This window comes from Arthrobacter sp. Z1-15, assembly GCF_054792395.1.
In genome coordinates this window covers 19,690-39,854 of the sequence record NZ_CP096454.1, presented here as the reverse complement: position 1 = coordinate 39,854, position 20,165 = coordinate 19,690, and the positions used below count along the sequence as shown (strand labels likewise).

At 66.7% G+C, this 20,165-nt stretch carries 19 protein-coding genes, 1 pseudogene and 1 riboswitch; of the genes and pseudogenes, 7 read left to right on the top strand and 13 right to left on the bottom strand.

The window, feature by feature from the left end:
- Nucleotides 1–18: 18 nt before the first annotated feature.
- Nucleotides 19–2,478: a phosphoketolase family protein gene (locus M1D40_RS00200; protein WP_461169776.1), complete on the bottom strand. Its 2,460-nt coding sequence runs from the start codon at nucleotides 2,476–2,478 to the stop codon at nucleotides 19–21.
- 101 nt (nucleotides 2,479–2,579) lie between these two features.
- Nucleotides 2,580–5,231 (bottom strand): ATP-dependent DNA ligase, encoded by a 2,652-nt coding sequence (locus M1D40_RS00195; protein ID WP_461169775.1) that lies wholly within the window; start codon nucleotides 5,229–5,231, stop codon nucleotides 2,580–2,582.
- Between the two features lie 122 nt (nucleotides 5,232–5,353).
- Between M1D40_RS00195 and M1D40_RS00190 the strand changes: the two genes are divergently transcribed.
- Nucleotides 5,354–6,832, top strand: a complete 1,479-nt coding sequence (locus M1D40_RS00190; RefSeq protein ID WP_341394589.1) for an SDR family oxidoreductase — start codon at nucleotides 5,354–5,356, stop codon at nucleotides 6,830–6,832.
- A gap of 1 nt (nucleotide 6,833) precedes the next feature.
- Here M1D40_RS00190 and M1D40_RS00185 read toward each other — a convergent pair whose 3' ends face one another.
- From M1D40_RS00185 to soxR, 7 genes are all read right to left on the bottom strand, one after another.
- Nucleotides 6,834–7,550, bottom strand: coding sequence for a pentapeptide repeat-containing protein (locus M1D40_RS00185; protein ID WP_461169774.1), 717 nt, complete (start codon nucleotides 7,548–7,550; stop codon nucleotides 6,834–6,836).
- Between the two features lie 2 nt (nucleotides 7,551–7,552).
- Entirely contained in the window at nucleotides 7,553–7,771 is a 219-nt protein-coding gene (locus M1D40_RS00180; RefSeq protein WP_341394587.1) for a PLDc N-terminal domain-containing protein, read from the bottom strand.
- A gap of 67 nt (nucleotides 7,772–7,838) precedes the next feature.
- Nucleotides 7,839–9,404: a bifunctional hydroxymethylpyrimidine kinase/phosphomethylpyrimidine kinase gene (locus tag M1D40_RS00175; protein ID WP_461169773.1), complete on the bottom strand. Its 1,566-nt coding sequence runs from the start codon at nucleotides 9,402–9,404 to the stop codon at nucleotides 7,839–7,841.
- Entirely contained in the window at nucleotides 9,401–10,096 is a 696-nt protein-coding gene (thiE, locus tag M1D40_RS00170) for a thiamine phosphate synthase (RefSeq protein ID WP_461169772.1), read from the bottom strand. Before thiE ends, M1D40_RS00175 begins: the two co-directional genes overlap by 4 nt.
- Nucleotides 10,093–10,902 (bottom strand): hydroxyethylthiazole kinase, encoded by an 810-nt coding sequence (thiM, locus tag M1D40_RS00165; RefSeq protein ID WP_461169771.1) that lies wholly within the window; start codon nucleotides 10,900–10,902, stop codon nucleotides 10,093–10,095. The genes thiE and thiM overlap by 4 nt, the downstream gene beginning before the upstream one ends.
- Nucleotides 10,894–10,983: riboswitch (TPP riboswitch) on the bottom strand. Its footprint overlaps the gene before it by 9 nt.
- A gap of 112 nt (nucleotides 10,984–11,095) precedes the next feature.
- On the bottom strand, nucleotides 11,096–11,584 hold the full coding sequence (locus tag M1D40_RS00160) for a flavin reductase family protein (protein WP_461169770.1): 489 nt from the start codon (nucleotides 11,582–11,584) through the stop codon (nucleotides 11,096–11,098).
- Between the two features lie 87 nt (nucleotides 11,585–11,671).
- Entirely contained in the window at nucleotides 11,672–12,154 is a 483-nt protein-coding gene (soxR, locus tag M1D40_RS00155; protein ID WP_461169769.1) for a redox-sensitive transcriptional activator SoxR, read from the bottom strand.
- Nucleotides 12,155–12,332: 178 nt separating this feature from the next.
- Here soxR and M1D40_RS00150 point away from each other — a divergent pair, with 178 nt between their 5' ends.
- Genes M1D40_RS00150 through M1D40_RS00140 form a run of 3 tightly spaced genes read left to right on the top strand, consistent with a single transcriptional unit; the run spans nucleotide 12,333 to nucleotide 14,480 of the window.
- Nucleotides 12,333–13,283: a hypothetical protein gene (locus tag M1D40_RS00150; protein ID WP_461169768.1), complete on the top strand. Its 951-nt coding sequence runs from the start codon at nucleotides 12,333–12,335 to the stop codon at nucleotides 13,281–13,283.
- 15 nt (nucleotides 13,284–13,298) lie between these two features.
- On the top strand, nucleotides 13,299–14,216 hold the full coding sequence (gene ku, locus M1D40_RS00145) for a non-homologous end joining protein Ku (protein ID WP_461169767.1): 918 nt from the start codon (nucleotides 13,299–13,301) through the stop codon (nucleotides 14,214–14,216).
- A gap of 3 nt (nucleotides 14,217–14,219) precedes the next feature.
- Nucleotides 14,220–14,480: a hypothetical protein gene (locus M1D40_RS00140; protein ID WP_461169766.1), complete on the top strand. Its 261-nt coding sequence runs from the start codon at nucleotides 14,220–14,222 to the stop codon at nucleotides 14,478–14,480.
- A 67-nt stretch (nucleotides 14,481–14,547) separates the two neighbouring features.
- Here M1D40_RS00140 and M1D40_RS00135 read toward each other — a convergent pair whose 3' ends face one another.
- Nucleotides 14,548–14,787: a DUF2630 family protein gene (locus tag M1D40_RS00135; RefSeq protein WP_341394578.1), complete on the bottom strand. Its 240-nt coding sequence runs from the start codon at nucleotides 14,785–14,787 to the stop codon at nucleotides 14,548–14,550.
- Nucleotides 14,788–15,028: 241 nt separating this feature from the next.
- Nucleotides 15,029–15,493, bottom strand: a complete 465-nt coding sequence (locus M1D40_RS00130; protein ID WP_461169765.1) for a DUF4383 domain-containing protein — start codon at nucleotides 15,491–15,493, stop codon at nucleotides 15,029–15,031.
- Between the two features lie 165 nt (nucleotides 15,494–15,658).
- On the opposite strand from M1D40_RS00130, the gene M1D40_RS00125 reads away from it, so the two are divergent.
- Complete coding sequence (locus M1D40_RS00125) at nucleotides 15,659–16,456, top strand: SDR family oxidoreductase (RefSeq protein WP_341394576.1); 798 nt, start codon at nucleotides 15,659–15,661, stop codon at nucleotides 16,454–16,456.
- A gap of 3 nt (nucleotides 16,457–16,459) precedes the next feature.
- Entirely contained in the window at nucleotides 16,460–17,944 is a 1,485-nt protein-coding gene (locus M1D40_RS00120) for an FAD-dependent oxidoreductase (RefSeq protein ID WP_461169764.1), read from the top strand.
- A gap of 221 nt (nucleotides 17,945–18,165) precedes the next feature.
- On the opposite strand, the pseudogene M1D40_RS00115 reads toward M1D40_RS00120, so the two are convergent.
- Nucleotides 18,166–18,609 (bottom strand): annotated as a pseudogene (locus tag M1D40_RS00115) (SRPBCC family protein); the annotation flags it as partial.
- A gap of 183 nt (nucleotides 18,610–18,792) precedes the next feature.
- On the opposite strand from M1D40_RS00115, the gene M1D40_RS00110 reads away from it, so the two are divergent.
- On the top strand, nucleotides 18,793–19,290 hold the full coding sequence (locus M1D40_RS00110) for a Dps family protein (protein WP_461169763.1): 498 nt from the start codon (nucleotides 18,793–18,795) through the stop codon (nucleotides 19,288–19,290).
- A 72-nt stretch (nucleotides 19,291–19,362) separates the two neighbouring features.
- On the opposite strand, the gene M1D40_RS00105 is transcribed toward M1D40_RS00110, so the two are convergent.
- Complete coding sequence (locus tag M1D40_RS00105) at nucleotides 19,363–20,070, bottom strand: FadR/GntR family transcriptional regulator (RefSeq protein ID WP_341394573.1); 708 nt, start codon at nucleotides 20,068–20,070, stop codon at nucleotides 19,363–19,365.
- Nucleotides 20,071–20,165: the final 95 nt, after the last annotated feature.

Below are 20,165 nucleotides of genomic sequence, written 5' to 3'. Positions count from 1 at the left end.
AGTACGTACCTTCGCGGCTCAGTCCGCAGTCTGTTCCGAGGCTTCCTGCAGTTCCCAGCCCGTGATGTACGGCGGGTCCTGCCCTTCGTCCCGGGTGTACTGCCGGCAGCGTGCCCGTTCATCCTGCAGCCACTGCCGGAAACCGGCCTGCGTTGATCCCAGCGACGCTACCCGGTCCAGCACGTCTATGGCCAACTGGAACCGGTCGATCTGGTTCAGCATTGCCATGTCGAACGGCGTGGTGGTGGTGCCCTCCTCCTTGTAGCCGCGCACGTGCAGATTCCCGTGGTTTGTCCGCCGGTACGTGAGCCGGTGGATCAGCCAGGGATAGCCGTGGTACGCGAAAATGACGGGCTTGTCCTGGGTGAAGAGGGTGTCAAAATCCCTGTCGGAGAGCCCGTGCGGGTGCTCCGCCTCGTCCTGCAGGCGCATCAGGTCCACCACATTGACCACCCGGATTTTCAGGTCCGGCAACTGCTCCTTCAGCAGGGCGGCGGCCGCCACGGTTTCCAGCGTGGGCACGTCGCCGGCGCAGGCCATGACGACGTCGGGATCGGTCTTCCCGCCGGGCCCCGCGGTTTCGCTTCCGGCGAAGTCCCAGATGCCGATGCCCCGCTGGACGTGCAACAGCGCTTCCTGCGGACTAAGCCAGGCAGGGGTGGGCTGCTTGCCCGAAACCACCACGTTCACCCGGTCCCGGGTGCCCAGGATGTGCTCGGTGACGGCGAGCATGGTGTTCACGTCCGGCGGCAAGTACACCCGGATGACGTCCGCCTTTTTGTTCACCACGTGGTCAATGAAGCCCGGGTCCTGGTGCGAGAAGCCGTTGTGGTCCTGCTGCCATACATGGCTGGAGAGCAGGTAGTTCAGCGATGCCACGGGCTGCCGCCAGGAGAGCCCGCGGCTGACCTTCAGCCATTTGGCGTGCTGGTTGAACATGGAATCGACAATGTGGACAAAGGCCTCATAGCAGTTGAACACCCCGTGCCGGCCGGTCAGCAGGTAGCCCTCCAGCCAGCCCTCGCAGAGGTGCTCGGACAGGACTTCCGCCACCCGTCCGCTGCGGGCGAGGTTCTCATCGATCTCGTCGATGCGCTGCTGCCAGGCCTTGTCCGTCACTTCGTAGACGGCTTGCAGCCGGTTGGAGGCAGTCTCGTCCGGCCCGAAGATCCGGAAATTGGACGGGTTTTTCGAAATGACGTCCCGCAGGTAGCCGCCGGCGGTGATCATCGGGGAGATCCGCTGTGTTCCGGGTTTCTCCACGTCCACGGCGTGCTCGGCGTAGGCCGGCAGTGCCAGGTCCTGCAGCAGCCGGCCGCCGTTGGCGTACGGGGTGGCGCTCATCCGCAGGTCTCCGGCCGGGGCGAGCGCGGCAATCCCGGCACGCAGCCGGCCGGCGTCGTCGAACAGTTCCTCCGGACGGTAGGACTGCAGCCATTCCTCCAGCTGCGCCAAATGCTCCGGGTTGTCGTGGATTTCGGACAGCGGCACCTGGTGCGCCCGCCAGGTGCCCTCCACCTGCTTGCCGTCCACCACGGCCGGGCCGGTCCAGCCCTTCGGCGAGCGGAACACGATCATCGGCCAGCGCGGGGCATGGATGTTGCGCTCGTCGGCGTCCGGGGCGTCGGCGGGAACTGCCGTGCGCGCCCCCGAGCGGTAGGGCGCCTGGATGGCGTCGATTTCCGCCAGGCAGGCTTCCAGCGCCTCGGCGAAATCGGCGTGCCCCTGTGCCGTGGACGCCGGGTCCTCCACAGTGACCAGGTAGGGGCGGTAGCCGTAGCCCTCCATCAGCTTCACCAGCTGTTCCTCGGGCATCCGGGACAGGATGGTGGGGTTGGCAATCTTGTAGCCGTTCAGGTGCAGGATGGGCAGCACTGCCCCGTCGACTGCCGGATCCAGGAAGCTGTTGGAGTGCCAGCTGGCGGCCAGCGGCCCGGTTTCGGCCTCGCCGTCGCCGATGACAGTGGCGGCGATCAGGTTGGGGTTGTCGAACACCGCACCGTAGGCGTGTGCCAGGGAATACCCCAGCTCACCGCCTTCGTGGATGGAGCCGGGGGTTTCCGGGGCCGCGTGGCTGGGCACGCCGCCGGGGTAGGAGAACTGCCGAAACAGGGTCCGCAGGCCGTCCTCGTCCTTGCCCACGTGGCTGTAGATCTCGGAGTAGGTGCCCTCGAGCCAGGCGTTGGCGACGTTCGCGGGGCCGCCGTGGCCGGGGCCGGTGATGAACAGGACCTCCCGCTGCTGCTCGCGGATGAACCGGTTCAGGTGGGCGTAGATGAAGTTGAGGCCCGGTGTGGTGCCCCAGTGCCCCAGCAGCCGGGCCTTGACGTCCTTCTTTTCCAGCGGGCGTCGCAGCAGGGGGTTGTCCCGCAGGTAGATCTGCCCGGCGGAGAGGTAGTTGGCGGCCCGCCACCACGTGTCCACGTCTGTCAGGGTCTCGCTCAGGGGTTGTTCCGGTGCAATTGGCGCAGAGGTCATGCGGTGCCTCCTTGGCGGGTTGGTTCAGCGGGTTCCGACGGCGGATGATCGGCGGCGGAGGTGCGGCGGCGGAACGGTTCAGCGGATCTGTCAGCAGGCGGTCAGGGGACTTCCATCACGACGTCGGAGGGTTTCTTGTCCGGCCGCAGCCCCCGCCAGGCGGGGTGGCGGAGTTTGCCGGTGGAGGTGCGCTCCGAATAGGTCACCTCACCCACCAGGACGGGCCGGACCCACTGGGCGTCGGAGGCGTCGGCGGCGGGCACGTCACTGAGCGGCGGCGTCTTGCGGCCCAGTTTCTTGAGTTTGCCGCCCACCAGGGCCAGGTCCTTTTCGCTGAGCCCGGAGCCCACCCGGCCGATATAGGTCAGGTCATGTCCGTCCGGGACGGCGACGAGCAGGGAGCCGATCTTGTGGGCACGGTTGCCCTTGCCCGGGCGCCAGCCGACCACCACCACCTCCTGGGTGAAGGAGTTCTTGAGCTTGATCCAGCTCCTGGACCGCCGGCCGGGCAGGTAGACGGCGGCCAGGCGCTTGGCCATCACTCCTTCCAGCCCGAGTTCCCTGCTGGATTCCACCGCGTCCTCCATGGACATGTCCAGCGCCGGCGGCACCTGGACATGGCCGTCCTCCCCCGCAGGTTCCACCGCCTGCTGCAGGATCTCCCGGCGCTGTGTATAGGGCAGTTCCAGCAGGGAATTTCCGTCCAGCCAGAGCAGGTCAAAGAGCATCAAATGCACGGGGGTCCGGGCGGCGGCGGCTTCGATCTCGCGCCTTTTTGTGAGATGCATCCGCGGCTGCAGCAGCCCGAAGTCGGGGCGGCCGGCCTTGTTGACCGCCACAATCTCGCCGTCGAGGACGGCCCGTTCCCCGTTCAGGTACTCGCCCAGTTCCTGCAGCTCGGGGTAGGCGGCGGTCATGTCATTGCCGTTGCGGCTGATCAGCCGGGTTCCTTCCGGGGTGACTTCGACAATGGCGCGGACGCCGTCCCATTTCATCTCGAAGCCCCACTCGTCCTCGTCGCCGACGTCGGCGCGGGTGCCCAAGGTGGCGAGCATGGGTTCCAGTGACGGCATGCCGTGCTCCGCTGCGTCGGCGGCCACGGCCCGGGGGACGTCCGCCGTACCCGGAAGGGTTTTACGGCTGGGCGCGGGTGCCGCGGCGGCTGCTGCGACTGCCTCCTGCGGCGAATCTGCAGAACCTGCCCCGTTCCTTTCGCCGGCCTTTGCCGTGGCTGCGGGTTCTTTCGTCAGCGGCCCGGCTTTCTTCGCCGCCGCCCCGGCGTCTTCCGACCCGGAGTTCGGTCCGGACTGCGGCTGGTGCTTCATGAGGTGGATGAGCCAGTTATTGGCCCCGCCTTGGCCCCCGGTGTGGATCAGCGCGAACCGCCGGTCGGCGCTGCCTTCAGAGGCGAGTCCGCCGTCGGGCTGTCCGTGCAGCACTGCGATGACTTCCTTGCCGTCCCGCCATTTTTCCTTCTCGTAGGTGCCGTGGTCCCAGATCCGGACCTCTCCGGCACCGTATTCGCCCTTTGGGATGGTGCCTTCAAAACTGCCGTAATCCAGCGGATGGTCCTCGGTCTGGACGGCCAGATGGTTCTTGTCCGGTGAATCCGGCGGGCCCTTGGGCAGCGCCCAGGAAACCAGGACGCCGTCGTGCTCCAGCCGGAAATCCCAGTGCAGGCGCCGTGCGTGGTGCTCCTGGATGACAAAGCTGTTGCCCTCGGAGGGTTCGGCGGGCTCCTCGGGCACCGGTTCGGGTGTCTTGGCGGCATCGCGCATGCTGCGGTATTTGCTGAGCCGGTCAGCGGCGGCGGATTCGCCGTCCCCAAGCGCGTCCGCATCCAGTTCCCCGGAGTCCATGCCCGCCAGCAGGTCGCCGTCGTCGGCCAGCCGCCGCACAACCTCTTCGTAATCAAGCTGCGCCAGGTTGGGGTCTTCCAGCTCTTCCCAGGTCCGCGGAGCAGCAACCGTGGGGGTGAACCGTCCGCGCAGGGAGTATGGGCAGATGGTGGTTTTGTTGCGGTTGTTCTGGCTCCAGTCCAGCAGCACCTTTCCGGTGCGCAGCGACTTCTTCATATCGGAGACGATCAGGTCCGGATGGTCGGCTTCGAGTGCCCGGGCGAGTTCGTGGGCCACGGCACTGACCTCCTCGGAGGTCTGTTGGCCGTCCAGCGCCGCGTACAGATGGATGCCCTTGGATCCGCTGGTGACCGGGCGGGCATCGAGGCCCATGTCGGCCAGGATGTCGCGGGCCAGCCGGGCAACTTCGGCGCACTGGGCCAGATCGGCGCCCTCTCCCGGGTCCAGATCCAGCACCAGCCGGTCGGGGTTGTTGATCTTGCCGCGCGGGCCGAAGCGCCACTGCGGCACGTGGATTTCGAGGGCGGCGCTCTGGGCGAGCCAGGTCAGCGTTGCCAGGTCATTGACCAGCGGATAGATGTTGGTGCCGCTCTTATGCTCGATGGGAAACCGCTTCACCCAGGTGGGGGCGGAGGTCTCAATGTTTTTCTGGAAGAACACCTGCCCGGGATCCTCCGGAGTGCCTACGCCGTGCACCCAGCGCTTGCGGGTGCACGGGCGGTCGCGGGAGTGCGGCAGCAGCGCCTCGGCAACCGCGGCGTAGTACGCCAGGACCTCGGCCTTGGTGGTTCCGGTTTCCGGATAGAGCACCTTGTCGAGGTTGGTCAGCCGCAGGCGGTGGCCGTCCACATTGACGGTTTCCTGCTGCTTCAGACCCGCTCCGCTGCTCGCCATGGTCCCTAGTCTTACCGGGAATACGGGCCGATTTCCACTATTTGCCAGACTGCTGGGGGAATTACGCCACGGGCGTTCCTGCTCCCCTCGGTTCAGTGGAAGGACCTGTGTAAGTTGGAAAGATGACGGATCCACAGCGGGTTTTGGTAACGGGCGCCACGGGCTACATCGGCGGGCGGCTGGTTCCGCTCCTGATTCAGGACGGACACAAAGTGCGCGTCCTGGTCCGTTCCCCGGAGAAGCTGAACGATGTGCCGTGGCACGACGACGTCGAGATTGTCCAGGGCGACCTCACGGACAGGGACTCCGTGGCAGGTGCCATGGCCGACACGGATACGGTCTATTTCCTGGTCCATTCCATGGCCTCCGGCAAGGGCTTCGCGGCCCAGGAGGAGGACATTGCGAACATCGTCGCCCGAGCCGCGGAAGAAGCGGGCGTTCGGCGGATTGTCTATCTGGGCGGCCTGCATCCGGAGGGTGAACTCTCCCCGCACATGCGCTCCCGCACCGAGGTGGGGCGGATCCTGCTTGAGGGCAAGGTTCCCGCGGTGGTTTACCAGGCCGGAGTGGTCATCGGTTCCGGGTCCGCCTCGTTCGAAATGATCCGCCACCTGACCGAAACCCTGCCGGTGATGCCCGCGCCGAGCTGGGTGCGCCGGCGAATCGAACCCATTGCCATCCGCGACGTGCTGCATTACCTAGTCCGTGCCGTCGACCTCCCCGCGGACATCAACCGCACGTTCGACATCGGGTCCCGGGAAGTGCTGACCTACGCGGAGATCATGAACGGCTACGCTGAGGAAGCGGGCCTGCCGCGGCGCCGGATCTACGCCCTGCCCCTGCCCGCCCCGCGGCTGGCCGGCATGTGGGTGGCCCTGGTGACGCCCATTCCCCGGTCCATGTCGCTGCCGCTGGTCGAATCCCTCCAGCACGACGCCGTGGCCAAGGAACACGACATCGACGACTACCTGCCGGGGCCCGACGGCGGCCGCACCGGCTATTCCGAAGCGGTGAAGCGGGCGCTGGGCAAGGAAAAGCGCGGCGAGGTGGAAACCACCTGGGCCGGAGCCTCCCCGGCGGCCGATGAGGCCTCATCCCCGCTGCCCAGCGACCCGAACTGGGCCGGGCAGACCGTCTACGTGGATTCCCGCCAGCGCCGGTCTGCGGTGGCTCCGGAGCATGTCTGGCGGGTGATCGAGGGCATCGGCGGCAAGAACGGCTGGTATTCGCTGCCCATGGCCTGGGCCATCCGCGGGGTGCTGGACAAGACCGTGGGCGGCGCCGGGCTCACCCGCGGCCGGCGGAACCCCACCACCCTCTTCACCGGCGACGTCGTGGACTGGTGGCGGGTGGAGCTCCTCGAGCGCGGAAGCCTGCTGCGGCTGCGCGCCGAAATGCGGGTTCCCGGAAAGGCCTGGCTGGAGCTGCGGGTGGATCCCGACGGCGACGGCAGCCTCTACCGGCAGCGTGCCATCTACTTCCCCAAGGGGCTGGGCGGCAAGCTGTACTGGTGGCTGATTGCCCCGTTCCACGGCCTGATTTTCCCGTCCATGGCCAAGAACATCACCAAGCACGCGGCCCGGCTGGCGGAGGAAAGCTAAGTCAGCCTTCCACGCGCAGGCCCAGGTTCGCCGCCAGCAGCGGCGCCAGCATCATCAGCTGCGCATCATCCACAGTGGCGCCGCTGAGACCGGGCAGGTGCGTAATGGACCGGAAGTCTGTGGTGCGCAGGTCCACGTCCTGCAGCACGGCGCCGGAGAGGTTCAAACTGCCGATGCGGCAGTTCCGGAAGGCCACGCGGGTGGCCTGAACGCCGTCCAGGTCCAGTTCCTCGATGGTGCAGCCGCTGAACAGCACGTCGGTGAGCCGGGAGCTGCGCAGGTTGACGAAGTCCAGCTTCCCGCCGTCGATGTGGACGGAGTTCCAGCCGTTGTCATACAGCTCGGCCGATCCCAGCCTGCTGCCCTCCAGCACCACGTCCCGGAAGGTGCTGCGCGGTGCACGGAACACCGGCGCGTACAGGCCGTTGAACCGGCAATCCAGGAACCTGGCTCCGCGCAGGCCGGTCTCCGTCATGGACACCGACGTGAATTCGCACTCCGTGAAGGTGCTGCCCTGCAGGTCTGTGCCGTCAAAGGACCGGCCGTCAAAAAGCAGTCCCTCGAAGCTGCCGGAGGCTTCGGGCGCCGCCGCATCGGTCAGTGCGTTCAGGCGGACCGGATCCAGTGCCGGTTCCCGCGTCTTTGCGGTGCTGTTTTTCCCTCCGGTCTTTCCTCCGGCAGCGCGGCCGGTGCCCGGCCAGCGCGTTGCGGGCGCCACGCCTACTTGCGCCGGCCGAAGATGAAGTAGGACAGCGGACCGATGAAGTTCACGGCGCAGGCCGCGGACCACAGCGCCCGGGGTCCCCGCACCTCGGCGGCGGGACGGCGCCAGATGTCCGCGAGGGCAAGGCCGGCCAGGAGCACCTGGACGGTGGCTCCGACCCCAACCATCTTTTTCTGCTGGGCGGTGAGGTCCTTGGCGGAGTTTTTCTTGACCACTGTGCTCTCGTTTCTGTTGGGGATGCCGGGCGGGAGCTGCTGCCTCCGCCCGGCACCGCTGCTGTGCTTACGATTCTCCCGCGCCCGCGGCGAAAAACTCATACTCCCGGTGTGTCGATTCACGGAAGGCCGAGCGGGTGAGCTCCCGGACGTCCTCGGCGCTGCGGTCCAGCACGCGTTCCAGAATGCGCACCGCGGCTGCCGTGGACTCGTTAAAGGCGGGATCACTGTAGGTGTTCAACCATTCGGCGTAGGGGTGGCCGGAATGGTTGGTCCCGGACAGCCGGGCGCCCACGTCCGCATAGACCCAGAAGCAGGGCAGAAGGGCGCCGACCAGCCGTTCATATTCGTGGGCACCCCGAACCGGACCGGCACCGTCGGCGCTGCCCAGCAGATGCTGCAGATAGCCGCGGGTGACCGGCCCCGGTGAAGCTCCGCGTCCCGCGCCCCCCGTCTCCGGCAGCCACGAGGTGTGCAGCTCCATCTCGGTGGCCAGCGCGTCGTACGCCGCCCTGGCCCAAAACACCTGCTCTTCAAAGGCGGGAGCCAGTTCGCTGGCACGCGCCAGCGCCCGGGCGTAGCCGCGGAGGTACAGGGCATCCTGTGCGAGGTAGAAGTCGAAGGCTTCCCGGTTCAGCTTTCCGCTGCCCAGGTCCCGGACGAAGTCCAGTTCATTGATTTCCGTCCGTACGGCGGCCGTCTGCTCCCAGAGCGCCCCGGTGTGCGGACCGGCCGCTTCCACGGGCGGTGTTTCCTCCACCGGTTCCTGCACCGTCCCCGCTGCCGGGAGGGGCTCCAGCCCGCGTTCCCACACCCCGTGGAAGTGGTGCACCGGCCCGTGGCCGGCACCGACGTCGAGCTCGTCGGCATTTTCCAACGCCTCCTGCAACCAGGCTTTGGTCGCCGTTAGCGCCTGGTCCCAGCGGCCCAGGCGGGCATGGAACGTCGCCATGGCGGCGGACATCGAGCATCCCGTGCCGTGGGTGTTGACCGTGTCCACCCGCGGTGCCTGGACCTGCAGCACCAGGGGGTCCGCTGCGCCGGCATCCACCAGGGCATCGGGGCACCGGTCCCCCGCCAGGTGCCCGCCTTTGACCAGGACCTTGACGCCGTAGGCGGCAGAGAGCCGTTTGCCCTGTGCCAGGGCGCAGTCCCAGGACTCCGCTACCGGTTCCTGCACCAGCACGGCCAGCTCGGGCAGGTTCGGCGTCACCAGGTCCACGCGGTGCAGCAGCTGCCGCAGGGCCGCCTCCGCGCCGTCGTCCAGCAGGCGGTCGCCGCTGGTGGCAATCATGACCGGGTCCAGGACCACGGCGGGCACGCCGGCTTCCGCCAGCCACGCGTCAACAGTCTGCGTGAGATCCGTGCTGCCGAGCATGCCGATCTTCACGGCGTCAATGCCGACGTCGTCGCCCACGGCTTCCAGCTGTTCGCGCAGGAAGCCGGCCGGCGGGGTGTGCACCGAGCGCACGCCGCGGGTGTTCTGGGCGACCAGCGCGGTGACGACGGCCATGCCGTACCCGCCCGTGGCCGCGATGGATTTGAGGTCGGCCTGGATTCCGGCGCCGCCGGTCGGATCGGTGCCGGCGATGCTGAGGATCCGGGGGATCCGGGGGATCCGGCCGGCGCTCATGCGTGGCTCCCTGCATGCCAGGCCCGGACCAGATCCGCGGCTGCAGCCTGCGGATCGGCCGCTGCGCAAATGGCCGACACCACTGCGGCGCCGGTGGCACCGGCTGCCCGCAGCGCACCGATGTCCTCGCGCACGATGCCGCCGATGGCCACCACCGGCAGCGGCGCCCGCGCCGCGAACTCGGTAAATCCGCTGATTCCCAGCGGCTTCGGATGATTTGCTTTGGTGCGGGTGGGCCGGATGACCCCGGTCCCGAGGTAATCCACGGTTCCCGGCGGCAGCGCTGCGAGCGCTTCCAGATGCTCCGCGGTGTTGGCGGTCAGGCCGACGACGGCGTCCGGGCCCACGAGCGTGCGCACCAGTTCGGCGGGCAGGTCGCTTTGGCCCACGTGGACTCCGTGGACGCCGGCGCGGGCGGCCCGGGCCGCCAGGTAGATGTCCACCCGGTCATCCACCAGTACGGTCGCCCGGTTTCCTGCGGCTTCGGCGACAGCAAGGACCAGGGCGTAAAAATCAGCCGCCGAGGCGTTCTTTTCCCGTACCTGGATGGTTTCCACGCCGCCTGCCACTGCGGCCCTGACGGTCTCGACGACCCCGCGCGGCCCGCAAAGGACCGTGTCGGTCACCAAGTAAATGCCGCTGTTGTGGACGCGCTCCCGGGCCCGGGACACGTCAGCGACTCCGGCCTTCATGCGCTCACCAGCCGCTGCTTCAGGTCCTGCGCGTTGAGAGAGGCGAGGGCGTCGAGGAAGCCGACGGCGAAGCTGCCCGGTCCGGAGCAGGACTCCGCTGCCGGTTCAGCCGCAACGGTGTAAACGGCGGTTGCCGCCGCCACTGCGGCCAACTTGCCGCCGTCGTCGGCTGCGCCCAGGAATGCTGCGGTGACAGCGCCCAGCGCACAGCCGCCGCCGGTGACCCTGGTGAGCAGCGCATCACCGTTACTGACCCGCAGGGTCTGTACGCCGTCTGTGATCACGTCAGTGGGGCCCGAGACGGCGACAACGGAACTGTATTTTTCAGCCAGCAGGAGCGCCGCCGGAAGGGCGCTTTCCGGATCGTCGGTGGCGTCGACGCCGCGGCCGCCGGACCCGAGGCCGGCCAGAGCAATGATTTCCGAGGCGTTCCCGCGGATGGCCGTCGGCTGCAGGGCCAGCAGTTCGGCCGCGAGGGCAGTGCGCACCGGCAGGCTGCCCACGGCCACCGGGTCCAGCACCCAGGGGGTACCGGCATCATTGGCGGCTTCGGCGGCCTCCAGCATGGCCCGGCGCTGTTCCTCATGCGGGGTGCCCAAATTGATCAGCACACCCGAGGCCGCCCGGGCGAACGGTCCTGCCTCCCCCGGTATGTCGGTCATCGCCGGTGCTGCGCCCAGCGCGAGCAGAACGTTGGCGGTGAAATTCGTGACCACGGCATTGGTCAGGCACTGCACCAGGGGCGGTTCGGCGCGCAGGCGCGCCAGGAGGGTGGAAACGATTAACGGTGTCAGGCGAATAGTCATCCGCGACATCCCTTCGCTAGTTCGAACTAGATCAGGTTCAACGGGTGTTATCTCAGCCTGTCGGCACCCCGTGTCACTGCAAAGCACTCTAGGCCATTTGCGCGCCCGTTCCCACCTGGGCCCGAGGGACCCCGGCCGGCGCTGCTCCGGCCGCCCTGCTTACGCCTGTCCGCCCGTCCGCCGGGTCCGCCGGTTAGAGCGTGGAGTGGTCACCCAGCCGGTGATAGGTGCGGTTGTGGTAGACCAGCGGCTCGTCCGGCGCCCCCGGGCTCAGGATCTCCAGGACTTCGGCAGTTACCAGTACGGAGGAGCCGACGGCGGTGCGCTCCAGGATTCGGGCGCGGAGGGCCCGCGGCACATCCCGCAGCAGCGGTTCCCCGGTGGGAAGATCCTCCCAGGCCAGCGCCGAAGTGAAGCGTTCGGAACCCGGGCGGGCAAAAAGATCGGCCAGCCCGGCATTCCGGGCGCCCAGGAGGTGCACCACAATGGTCTCGGCAGAGGCAACAACGCCGGCTGAACCGGAGGCCGAGGCCAGCGAAAAGACCAGGATGGCCGGATCGGCCGAAACGGAAGACACAGACGATGCAGTCAGTCCCACCGGACCGGACCCGCCGTCGGCAGTAATGACGGCCACTCCCGCCGGATGGGCACGGAAGGCGTCCTTGAAATGGTCTGTGAGCATAGGTCCTACGCTAGAACCTCAACAATGGTTGAGGTCAAATCGGAGCCCGCCCGCTGCGGCGACCCGCGGCCCGGCCGCAGCCGCTCATCAGTAGTCCAGGACGGGTGCACCGGTTCCCCGGCCGGCTGATTCGTCGTCGGGGTTTACAAACCGGCATTCGGCAAGCGAGAGGCAGCCGCAGCCGATGCAGCCGCCGAGGCGGTCCCGCAAAGCCTCCAAGGAGTGGATCCGGGCGTCCAGTTCCTGCCGCCACGCCAGTGACAGCCGCTGCCAGTCATTGTGATCCGGCACAGCGTCCGTCGGCAGTTCTTCCAGGGCGCGCGCAATGGTGGCCAGCGGGATTCCCGCGCGCTGGGCGGCCCGGATCACCGCAACCCGCCGGAGCACGGAGCGGTCAAAGCGCCTCTGGTTCCCCGCCGTGCGGCGGCTGGCGATCAAGCCCTGCCGCTCGTAAAAGTGCAGCGCGGAAACCGCCACCCCGCTGCGCTCCGCCACCTGGCCCACCGTCAGTTCGGACCGGGCGGAGCCGCGTGGGTCCGCTAACCCGTCACTGCCTGCAGTCTTGCCCATATTCGCCTCCGTCCCTTCCATTATCGGCGTTCCGCGGGCGCCGCCGACATCCTGCGGGCTTTCACGGCAGGCAGCATCCGGGCTTTCTCGTCAGGACTCTGGCGGCTCCGCCGCCAGCGTGCCTACAGTGGCGCCCTGAACAGTGTCCGGACGCCCGGTCCGGACCGGAAAGGCCGGCGTGAGCACTGCAGCTCCCGCCGCCGGAACCCCGGTTTTCCTGCAGGGCACCGGCGGCCCCGATCCTGTTCCTGCCCGGATCATCCGCGAGCAGTTGGTGCTGGAACCCGGTCTGGCCAACTACACCGTCCTGAATGTCGCGTGGGCCGCCGGCGCGGCTCGCGATGTCAGCGTGGTGCCGGCACTGCCGCCGCGCTACCGGGACAGCGCCGCCGCGGCGGAGCTGCCCGGGCCCGACGGCGGACGGGGCCTGGCAATGGCCGGAATGGATCTGCTGCGCGCAGCAGCGGCGCCCTGGCCTGCTGCTTCCGGGGCCGGTGCGGCCGCGGAAACGGATACGGCGGCTGCGGAGGAACGGGTGCTGGCCGGCAGCGTGCAGCGATGGGTGCTGGAGCTGGTGACCAATGCCGCCGTAGACCGACGCGTGCCGCTGACCGAAGCCGCTTCGGATTTTTCTCGCAGCATCATCTATTACCTCCGCCGCGGAGCCGACGCCCGGTCCGTCATTGCCAATGCCCTGCGCCTGTCCCCGCAGGACGCCCCGGTCATCCTGTTCGGGCACAGCCTCGGCGGGGTGGCGGCGGTGGATCTGCTGACCGGGCCGGAGTGGGACGCAGCCGGCATGCGGGTTGACCTGCTGGTCACCGCCGGCTCCCAAAGCCCGTGGCTCTACCTGCTGGGCGGGCTGGCTCATGCCGGACCCGGAAAGCCGGGGAGCGTTCCGGTGCCGTGGCTGAACTTCTGGGATGAGCGGGATCTGCTGTCCTTTTGCGCCGAAAATGTCTTTTCCGGCAGCGCGGGGATCCGTGATGTGGAGATCACCTCGGGCGAACCGTTTCCGGCGTCGCACAGTGCCTACTTCACCGATCCGGACCTCTACCGGGCCATAGGCGAGGAGGTGGCAGGCGCGGATCCGGCCCGGGGACGCTCTGGCCCGGACGCCGGGGTTTAGTGTTCACTGGACTACATGAGAGCCATCTGGAAGGGCGCCATCGCCTTTGGACTGGTCAATGTCCCAGTCAAGGTTTACGCCGCCACCGAAGACCACGACGTCAGCCTGCACCAGGTCCACGAAAAGGACGGCGGGCGCATCCGCTATCAGCGCCGTTGCGAAATCTGCGGCGAGGTGGTGGAGTACAAGGACATCGCCAAGGCGTACGACGACGGCGAGCAGACCGTGGTGCTCACTGATGAGGACCTGGCCTCCCTGCCGGTGGAAAAGAGCCGGGAGATCGACGTCGTCGAATTCGTTCCCAGCGAGCAGGTCGATCCGATCCTCTTCAACAAGACCTATTACCTGGAGCCCGACTCCAAGTCCACAAAGTCCTATGTGCTGCTGCGCCGGACGCTCGAGGACACCGAGCGCACGGCCATTGTGCAGTTTTCGCTGCGCCAAAAGAGCCGGCTCGGTGCCCTGCGGGTCCGGGGTGACGTCCTGACCCTGCAGACACTGCTGTGGGAGGACGAAGTGCGCGAGGCGTCCTTCCCGTCCCTGGACGAGAAGGTGCGGATCAGCGCGAAGGAGCTGGAAATGTCCTCCGCCCTCGTCGATTCCTTCAGCTCGGACTTCAACCCGGCCGAATTTACCGACGACTATCAGGAACAGCTGAAGACGCTGATCGAAGCGAAGCTCGAAAAGGGCGAGGCACTGGACACCGAGGAAACCTTTGGTGGCGAGTCCGACGACGAAGGCGGCAAGGTCCTGGACCTGATGGAAGCGCTGCGCCGCAGCGTGGAAAAAAACCGCGGCAAAAAATCCGGCGGGACGAAATCCGGCGGCTCGGGGTCACGGTCCTCGTCCCGGCGCAAGACCGACGACGGGGAATCCAGCGAGAAGAAACCCGCGGCGCGGAAAACTGCCGCCAAAACCAAGAAGGGTGCGTAGGCCATGGCCATCACGAACTTTTTCCGCGACCGCAACGGGCGGATCCGGATTTTTGAAGCACCCAACCTTCCCATCCTTGCGTGGGCCGGGTTTGGTGCCGCGTCCATGATGGCGCTGACGCCGAAGTACCGGGACCTCATGGGCAGCCTGAGCAAAGCTTCACTGGTGATCTGGGCCCTGCTGGAGACTGCGACCGGTCAGAGCCCGTTCCGCCGGACCCTGGGCGCAGCCACACTCGCCCGGGAGGTCCTGTCCGGCGACTGACAAAGCACTGCGTCCAAAGTCCTGAGGTCGCCGAAGTCCTGAGCCGATGGCGCAGCCTGCGGTGCAGTTACTGCTTGTAGCCTTCGACCTCGCCGACCGGCCGGACTGTCGCATCGTCCGGGTTTTCGCCGGCGTCCAGGCGAGCCCGGCGCTGCCGCAGCAGGTCCCAGCACTGGTCCAGCTGCTCCTCAACCCGGCGCAGCTGCTCCATCCGGTCCTCAGGATGCTCGCCGGCAGGCGAGTCCCTCAGGGACTGTTCCTTCTCCACTAGTTCTGAAATCCGGTGCTGAATCTCGCTGGCGTCCATTCCCCTACGCTAGCCACCGCGCACGCCCGTGACCAGCACCCCGCAGCCGCCGAAGGCGGATGTACCCGGGATGCCAGCGGTCTATTGCCTTTTTCTGCAGGCCCGGGTGAAATCCGAACGGTATGAGGACGGCGTTGGACAATGGCGGTTGAACCATCACGGTTGAACAAGGGCCGGACAGCGGAAAGGACCGGCAATTGCCGGTCCTTTCCGTGGTTTTTTACGGTGCGGAGGTCCTGTTTTACGCGGTGGAGGTCCTGCCCGAAGTGGCCTGGCTGCGGCCAAACAGCAGACCCAGTCCGACCATGGCAATGCCCAAAATTAGGTGCAGCCAGTTGTCCGCGTTGTTGACGGGAACAAAGTTTCCCGCGGAGTGATGGGGAACGATCAATCCGTAGATCCACAGCAGCAGGTAAACAATCCCGCCGCCGATGAGGAAAATTCGGGCCGTGTTGTTAGCCCTGGCCATGATGAGCCCGAGGAAGCCGAACAACAGGTGGACGATGTTGTGCAGAATGGACACCTGGAAAACCCCGAGAAGGACTGCCTCCGACATATTTCCGGCGAAGTACAGGGCCTCGTAGTTCTGGGTAATTCCCGGAACGAATCCCAGAACACCGATCACGATGAAGATTAAGCCGAAGTACCAGGACGCCCGCTGGGCATTGGTGCGGCGGAGTGATCTGCCGCCGGTGGGATAGGACATAGCGAACTCCTTTTGCTTTGCCGAACTCCTTTTGCCTTGCCTGTTAATCGCCGGCTGCAGCCGGCACACGGGACATATTCCCCGGAACGAATACTCTTCAACTGTTGCACAATTCCGGGAACATGGGAAGCATACTTAGCATCACCGATAGAAGGGAACAGAGTCATGGTTTTCACCCCCCGCACAGCGATCGTCACCGGATCGGACTCCGGGATAGGCCGGGCCACGGCAGTGGCGCTGGCAGCTTCCGGGCTGGACGTGGGTATCACCTGGAACACGGACGAGGAAGGTGCAAAGGAAACCGCCGACGAGGTCCGCTCCCACGGCCGGCGGGCTTTCACCGCCCGGCTGGACACCACCGATCTGCCCGGCTGCGGCAGCGTCATTGATGATCTGGTCCGGGAACTCGGTTCACTGGACGTCTTTGTCAACAATGCCGGCACGGGAGACGGAAAGCCGTTCCTGGAGCTGGACTATGAAACCTGGATGCAGACGTTGGACACCAACCTCAACGGCGCGTTTGTCTGCCTGCAGCATGCGGCCCGCACGATGGTTGACGCGGGACGGGAAGGACGGCTGATCGCCGTGACCAGCGTCCACGAAACCCAGCCGAGGGTGGGCTCCTCCGCCTACACAACCTCCAAGCACGGCCTGGGCGGTCTGATGAAGGTTTTGGCTCTGGAGCTGGGCCAGTACGGGATCACCGTCAATTCGGTGGCCCCGGGTGAGATCGCCACCCCCATGACTGACCAGCACAACGAGGATCCGCATCTGGCCGACCGCCCGGGCATTCCCCTCGGCAGGCCCGGGGACGCGCGGGAGATTGCCGCCGTCGTCGCCTTCCTCGCCTCCCCAGCCGCCAGTTACGTCACCGGCGCCTCCTGGCCTGTGGACGGCGGGATGCTGCAGATGGGGCCCCAGGGCGGCTCGCACATCACGTCCACCGACTGGCTGGAGGCCTGATCCTTGGAATCACTATGGCTGGCCACTTCTCCACCCATTCCCGTGGACGCCTTCGATCCGGGAGGTTCCTACGACACGGTCGTGGTCGGCGCCGGCCTGACAGGTCTCACCACTGCCCTTCTGCTGGCCCGCCGCGGCCGGAAAGTGGCTGTGCTGGAGGCCCGCCAGGCAGGGGCCGTCACCACCGGAAACACCACCGCGAAGGTATCCCTGCTCCAGGGTCTGCAGCTGTCCAGCATCTCCTCCCACCAGGGAGCCGACGGCGTCCGCAGCTATGTGGAAGCGAACCGCGCGGGCCAGGACTGGCTCCTGGAATTCTGCCGGGAGCACGGCGTTGACCACGATATCCGCACCGCCTACACCTACGCGAACAGCGACAGCGGCCGGCAGAGCCTGGAGAAGGAACTGTCCGCGGCGTCCGCGGCCGGACTTCCGGTGCGGATGACCCGGGACATTGAACTGCCGTTTGAAGTTTCCGGTGCCCTTGAGCTTGCCGGGCAGGCACAGATCCATCCGCTGCAGGCCCTGGCCTCGCTCGCCGTCGAGTTCCGGGCGAGCGGCGGCACCTTGGTCCAGGGCGTCCGGGTCACCGGGGCGGGCACGGCTGCCGGAGAGCGGATCCGCGTGGTCACCTCATCCGGCTCGGTGACCGCCCGGCATCTGGTTCTGGCCACCGGCATTCCCGTTTTGGACCGCGGCGGTTACTTCGCCCGGCTCCTGCCGCTGCGGTCCTACGCGGCGGCGCATCCGATCAGCGGCGAGGTTCCGCAGGGAATGTACCTGTCCATCGATGCCCCGTCCCGGTCTCTGCGCACCGCCCGGGTGGACGGAACGGACTATCTCATCTCCGGCGGCAACGGACACGCCGTCGGGCGCCATCCGCACCCCCAGGCGCTGGTGGATGATCTGGCGGAGTGGACGGTACGGAATTTTCCGGTGTCGGCTGCGGCCTATGCCTGGTCCGCGCAGGACTATGAGCCGGCAGCGGGCCTGCCCTATGTGGGACAGGTGCCGTTCGGCAACGGGAGCATCTTTGCCGCCACCGGCTTCAACAAGTGGGGCATGACCAATGCCGTTGCTGCGGCACAGTCCATCAGCGAGGCAATAAGCCCGGATCCGGAAAGCAGCCGGGCAAGGAACTGGTACCAGCCGAAGCTGTCCTCGCGGGACGTGCTCACCGCTGTGCGGGACAACGCCGAAGTGGGGCTGGAAATGCTGGCCGGATGGGCGTCATCGATGGCCGACACCAACGAGTCCGCACCCCCGGAGGGGCAGGGCAAGGTGGTGCGCCGGAATCTGAAACCCGTGGGCGTCTGCACGGTGGACGGAGACGTTTCCCGGGTCTCGGCGATCTGCCCCCATCTGGGCGGAGTGCTCTCCTGGAACGATGCGGAGGCGTCCTGGGACTGCCCGCTGCACGGCTCCCGCTTCGCCGCCGACGGAGCTCTGCTGGAAGGTCCTGCAGTCCGCGGACTGGACCGGGCCTGAGGACAGGTTCCAGGCCCGCAGGCGAAGCATGGCAAAGGGCGCACCACCGGGGTGCGCCCTTTGCCGTGCTTTTCGAGGTGCCCGAGCGGTCAGAGACCGGCGCGGGGACCGCCTGATTCCGGATCATCCATGGCGGGGTCGGATTCAGGCGCAGCCGCAAGCCCCGATGTGGAGGTGGCTGCGGGAGCAACCGGCGCCGGATCAGCCGTGGGCGGAGCATCAACGTTCCCGCGCCAGGCGCCGGTGGGGGCGCCGCGGCCTTCAATGAACTCCTTGAAGCGCTTGAGGTCGGACTTGACCTGGCGGTCATCTGCTCCGACAACGTGTCCGACCTTCTCCATGAAGGTTTCCGGATCCCAGTCCAGCTGGACCGTTACGCGGGTTTCGGAATCGCCGAGCCGGTGGAAGGTCACCACTCCGGCGTGCGAGGTGCCGTCCGTGCTCTTCCAGGCGACCCGCTCGTCCGGGTGCTGCTCGGTAATTTCCGTGTCGAAAACGCGCTCCACGCCGCCGATTTTGGTCACCCAGTGATTAGTAGTTTCGGAAGTCTGGGTGATGCTTTCAACACCGCCCATAAACTGGGGAAATGATTCAAACTGCGTCCACTGGTTGTAAGCCGCGGACACGGGAACAGCAACATCGATTGATTCTTCTACGGTGGTCATATACGTCCCTACGGTAGTCGGATCGTGCGTCATTTCGGTGTTCACGCTACCCAAGGGACCTGTGGACTTCAACCGGAAGGTAAGCTTACTTAGGTTGGCGGCTGCCGATTCCCTCCCCCGGCCAGGGGCAGTGAAGCGCGCAGGCGTCTTTCGTCAACATATTTCGTCACTATTGGAGGAAACGTGAAGGCATCTAAAGAACTGACCACCAATCTGCAGGCCGTACTCGTCGACCTCATCGAACTGCATCTGCAGGGCAAGCAGGCACACTGGAATGTTGTGGGCAAGAACTTCCGCGACCTCCACCTGCAGCTCGATGAAATCATTGAGGACGCCAGAGTGTTCGCCGATGAATTGGCCGAGCGGATGCGTGCGCTGGAGGCCGTCCCGGACGGCCGCAGCGTGGCCGTTGCCCAGGGAACCTCGCTGCCGCCCTTCCCCGCCGGGCTGGTTGACACCGAGGACACCGTAACCCTGACCGTGGGCATGCTGAACGCCGCCGTCGGAACCATGCGGGAGGTCCATGACCAGGTGGATGAGGAAGACCCCACCACCGCGGACATCCTGCACGGTTTCATCAGCAAACTCGAACAGTATGCGTGGATGGTCAACGCCGAAAATGTAAAGCCCACCGCCTCGGTCGTCACCCCCGACCACGCCAACGCACAGGCAACCCTGTAACTGCTGCCGCGTCGGGCCTGCGGCCGGACCGTCCCGCCGGGGACGGCCGGCCGCTGCCGTTTAACCCGGCAGCTACGTCACCGCAGTGCGGACTTCTTCCAGCAGGGCGGCCATCTGCAGCATCGCTTCGTCGCAGTCGCCGTCCGCCACGGCCCGTGCCACCTGCTCGTGGCCCTGCAGTGCCACTTCCCGCGGGTGGTCGGGCATGAGCCCCTGCAGGGTCCGCCCGGTCAGGACCTCCGCGACAACCGAATCCAGGGACGCAAACATTTCGTTACCGCTGGTGCGCAGCAGGAGGGTGTGGAAGGCGATGTCGGCCGCCAGGAAATCATCCAGCCGGCCTTCTTCCCCCAGCTCCCGCATCTGCGCGGCAAGCTCCACCAGCGTTTTCCGGTCCTCCGTGCCGGCGTGCCGTGCCGCCCCGCAGGCTGCCATCGGTTCCACCGCCACCCGCAGTTCCGTCAGCGTCCGGTACTGCTCGTCCCGGCCGGGACCGTTCAGGCGCCACCGGATGATTCTGGAGTCGAACCAGTTCCAGTGCCGCGGCTCCTGGATCACGATCCCGATCCGCCGCTTGGAGTAGACCAGGTTCATGGACTCCAGGATCCGCATGCAGTCCCGCACCACCGTGCGGGAGACGCCGAATTCTTCCTGCAGGCCGTCCAGCGTCAGCCGGCCCCCGGGCTGGAGGACTCCGGAGATGATGTCGGCACCGATGGCGTCAATGATGGCACCGTTCATGACGGTTGCCGCCGGCCGCTGCGGCACACTGCGCTCCACGCTGTTCCCCTGACTGCCTGTTGCGGCAAGATCTACAAAAAACAAGCCTAGCGCGGCATTGGTGTTATCAATCACTTGTATGGTGATACCTTTGT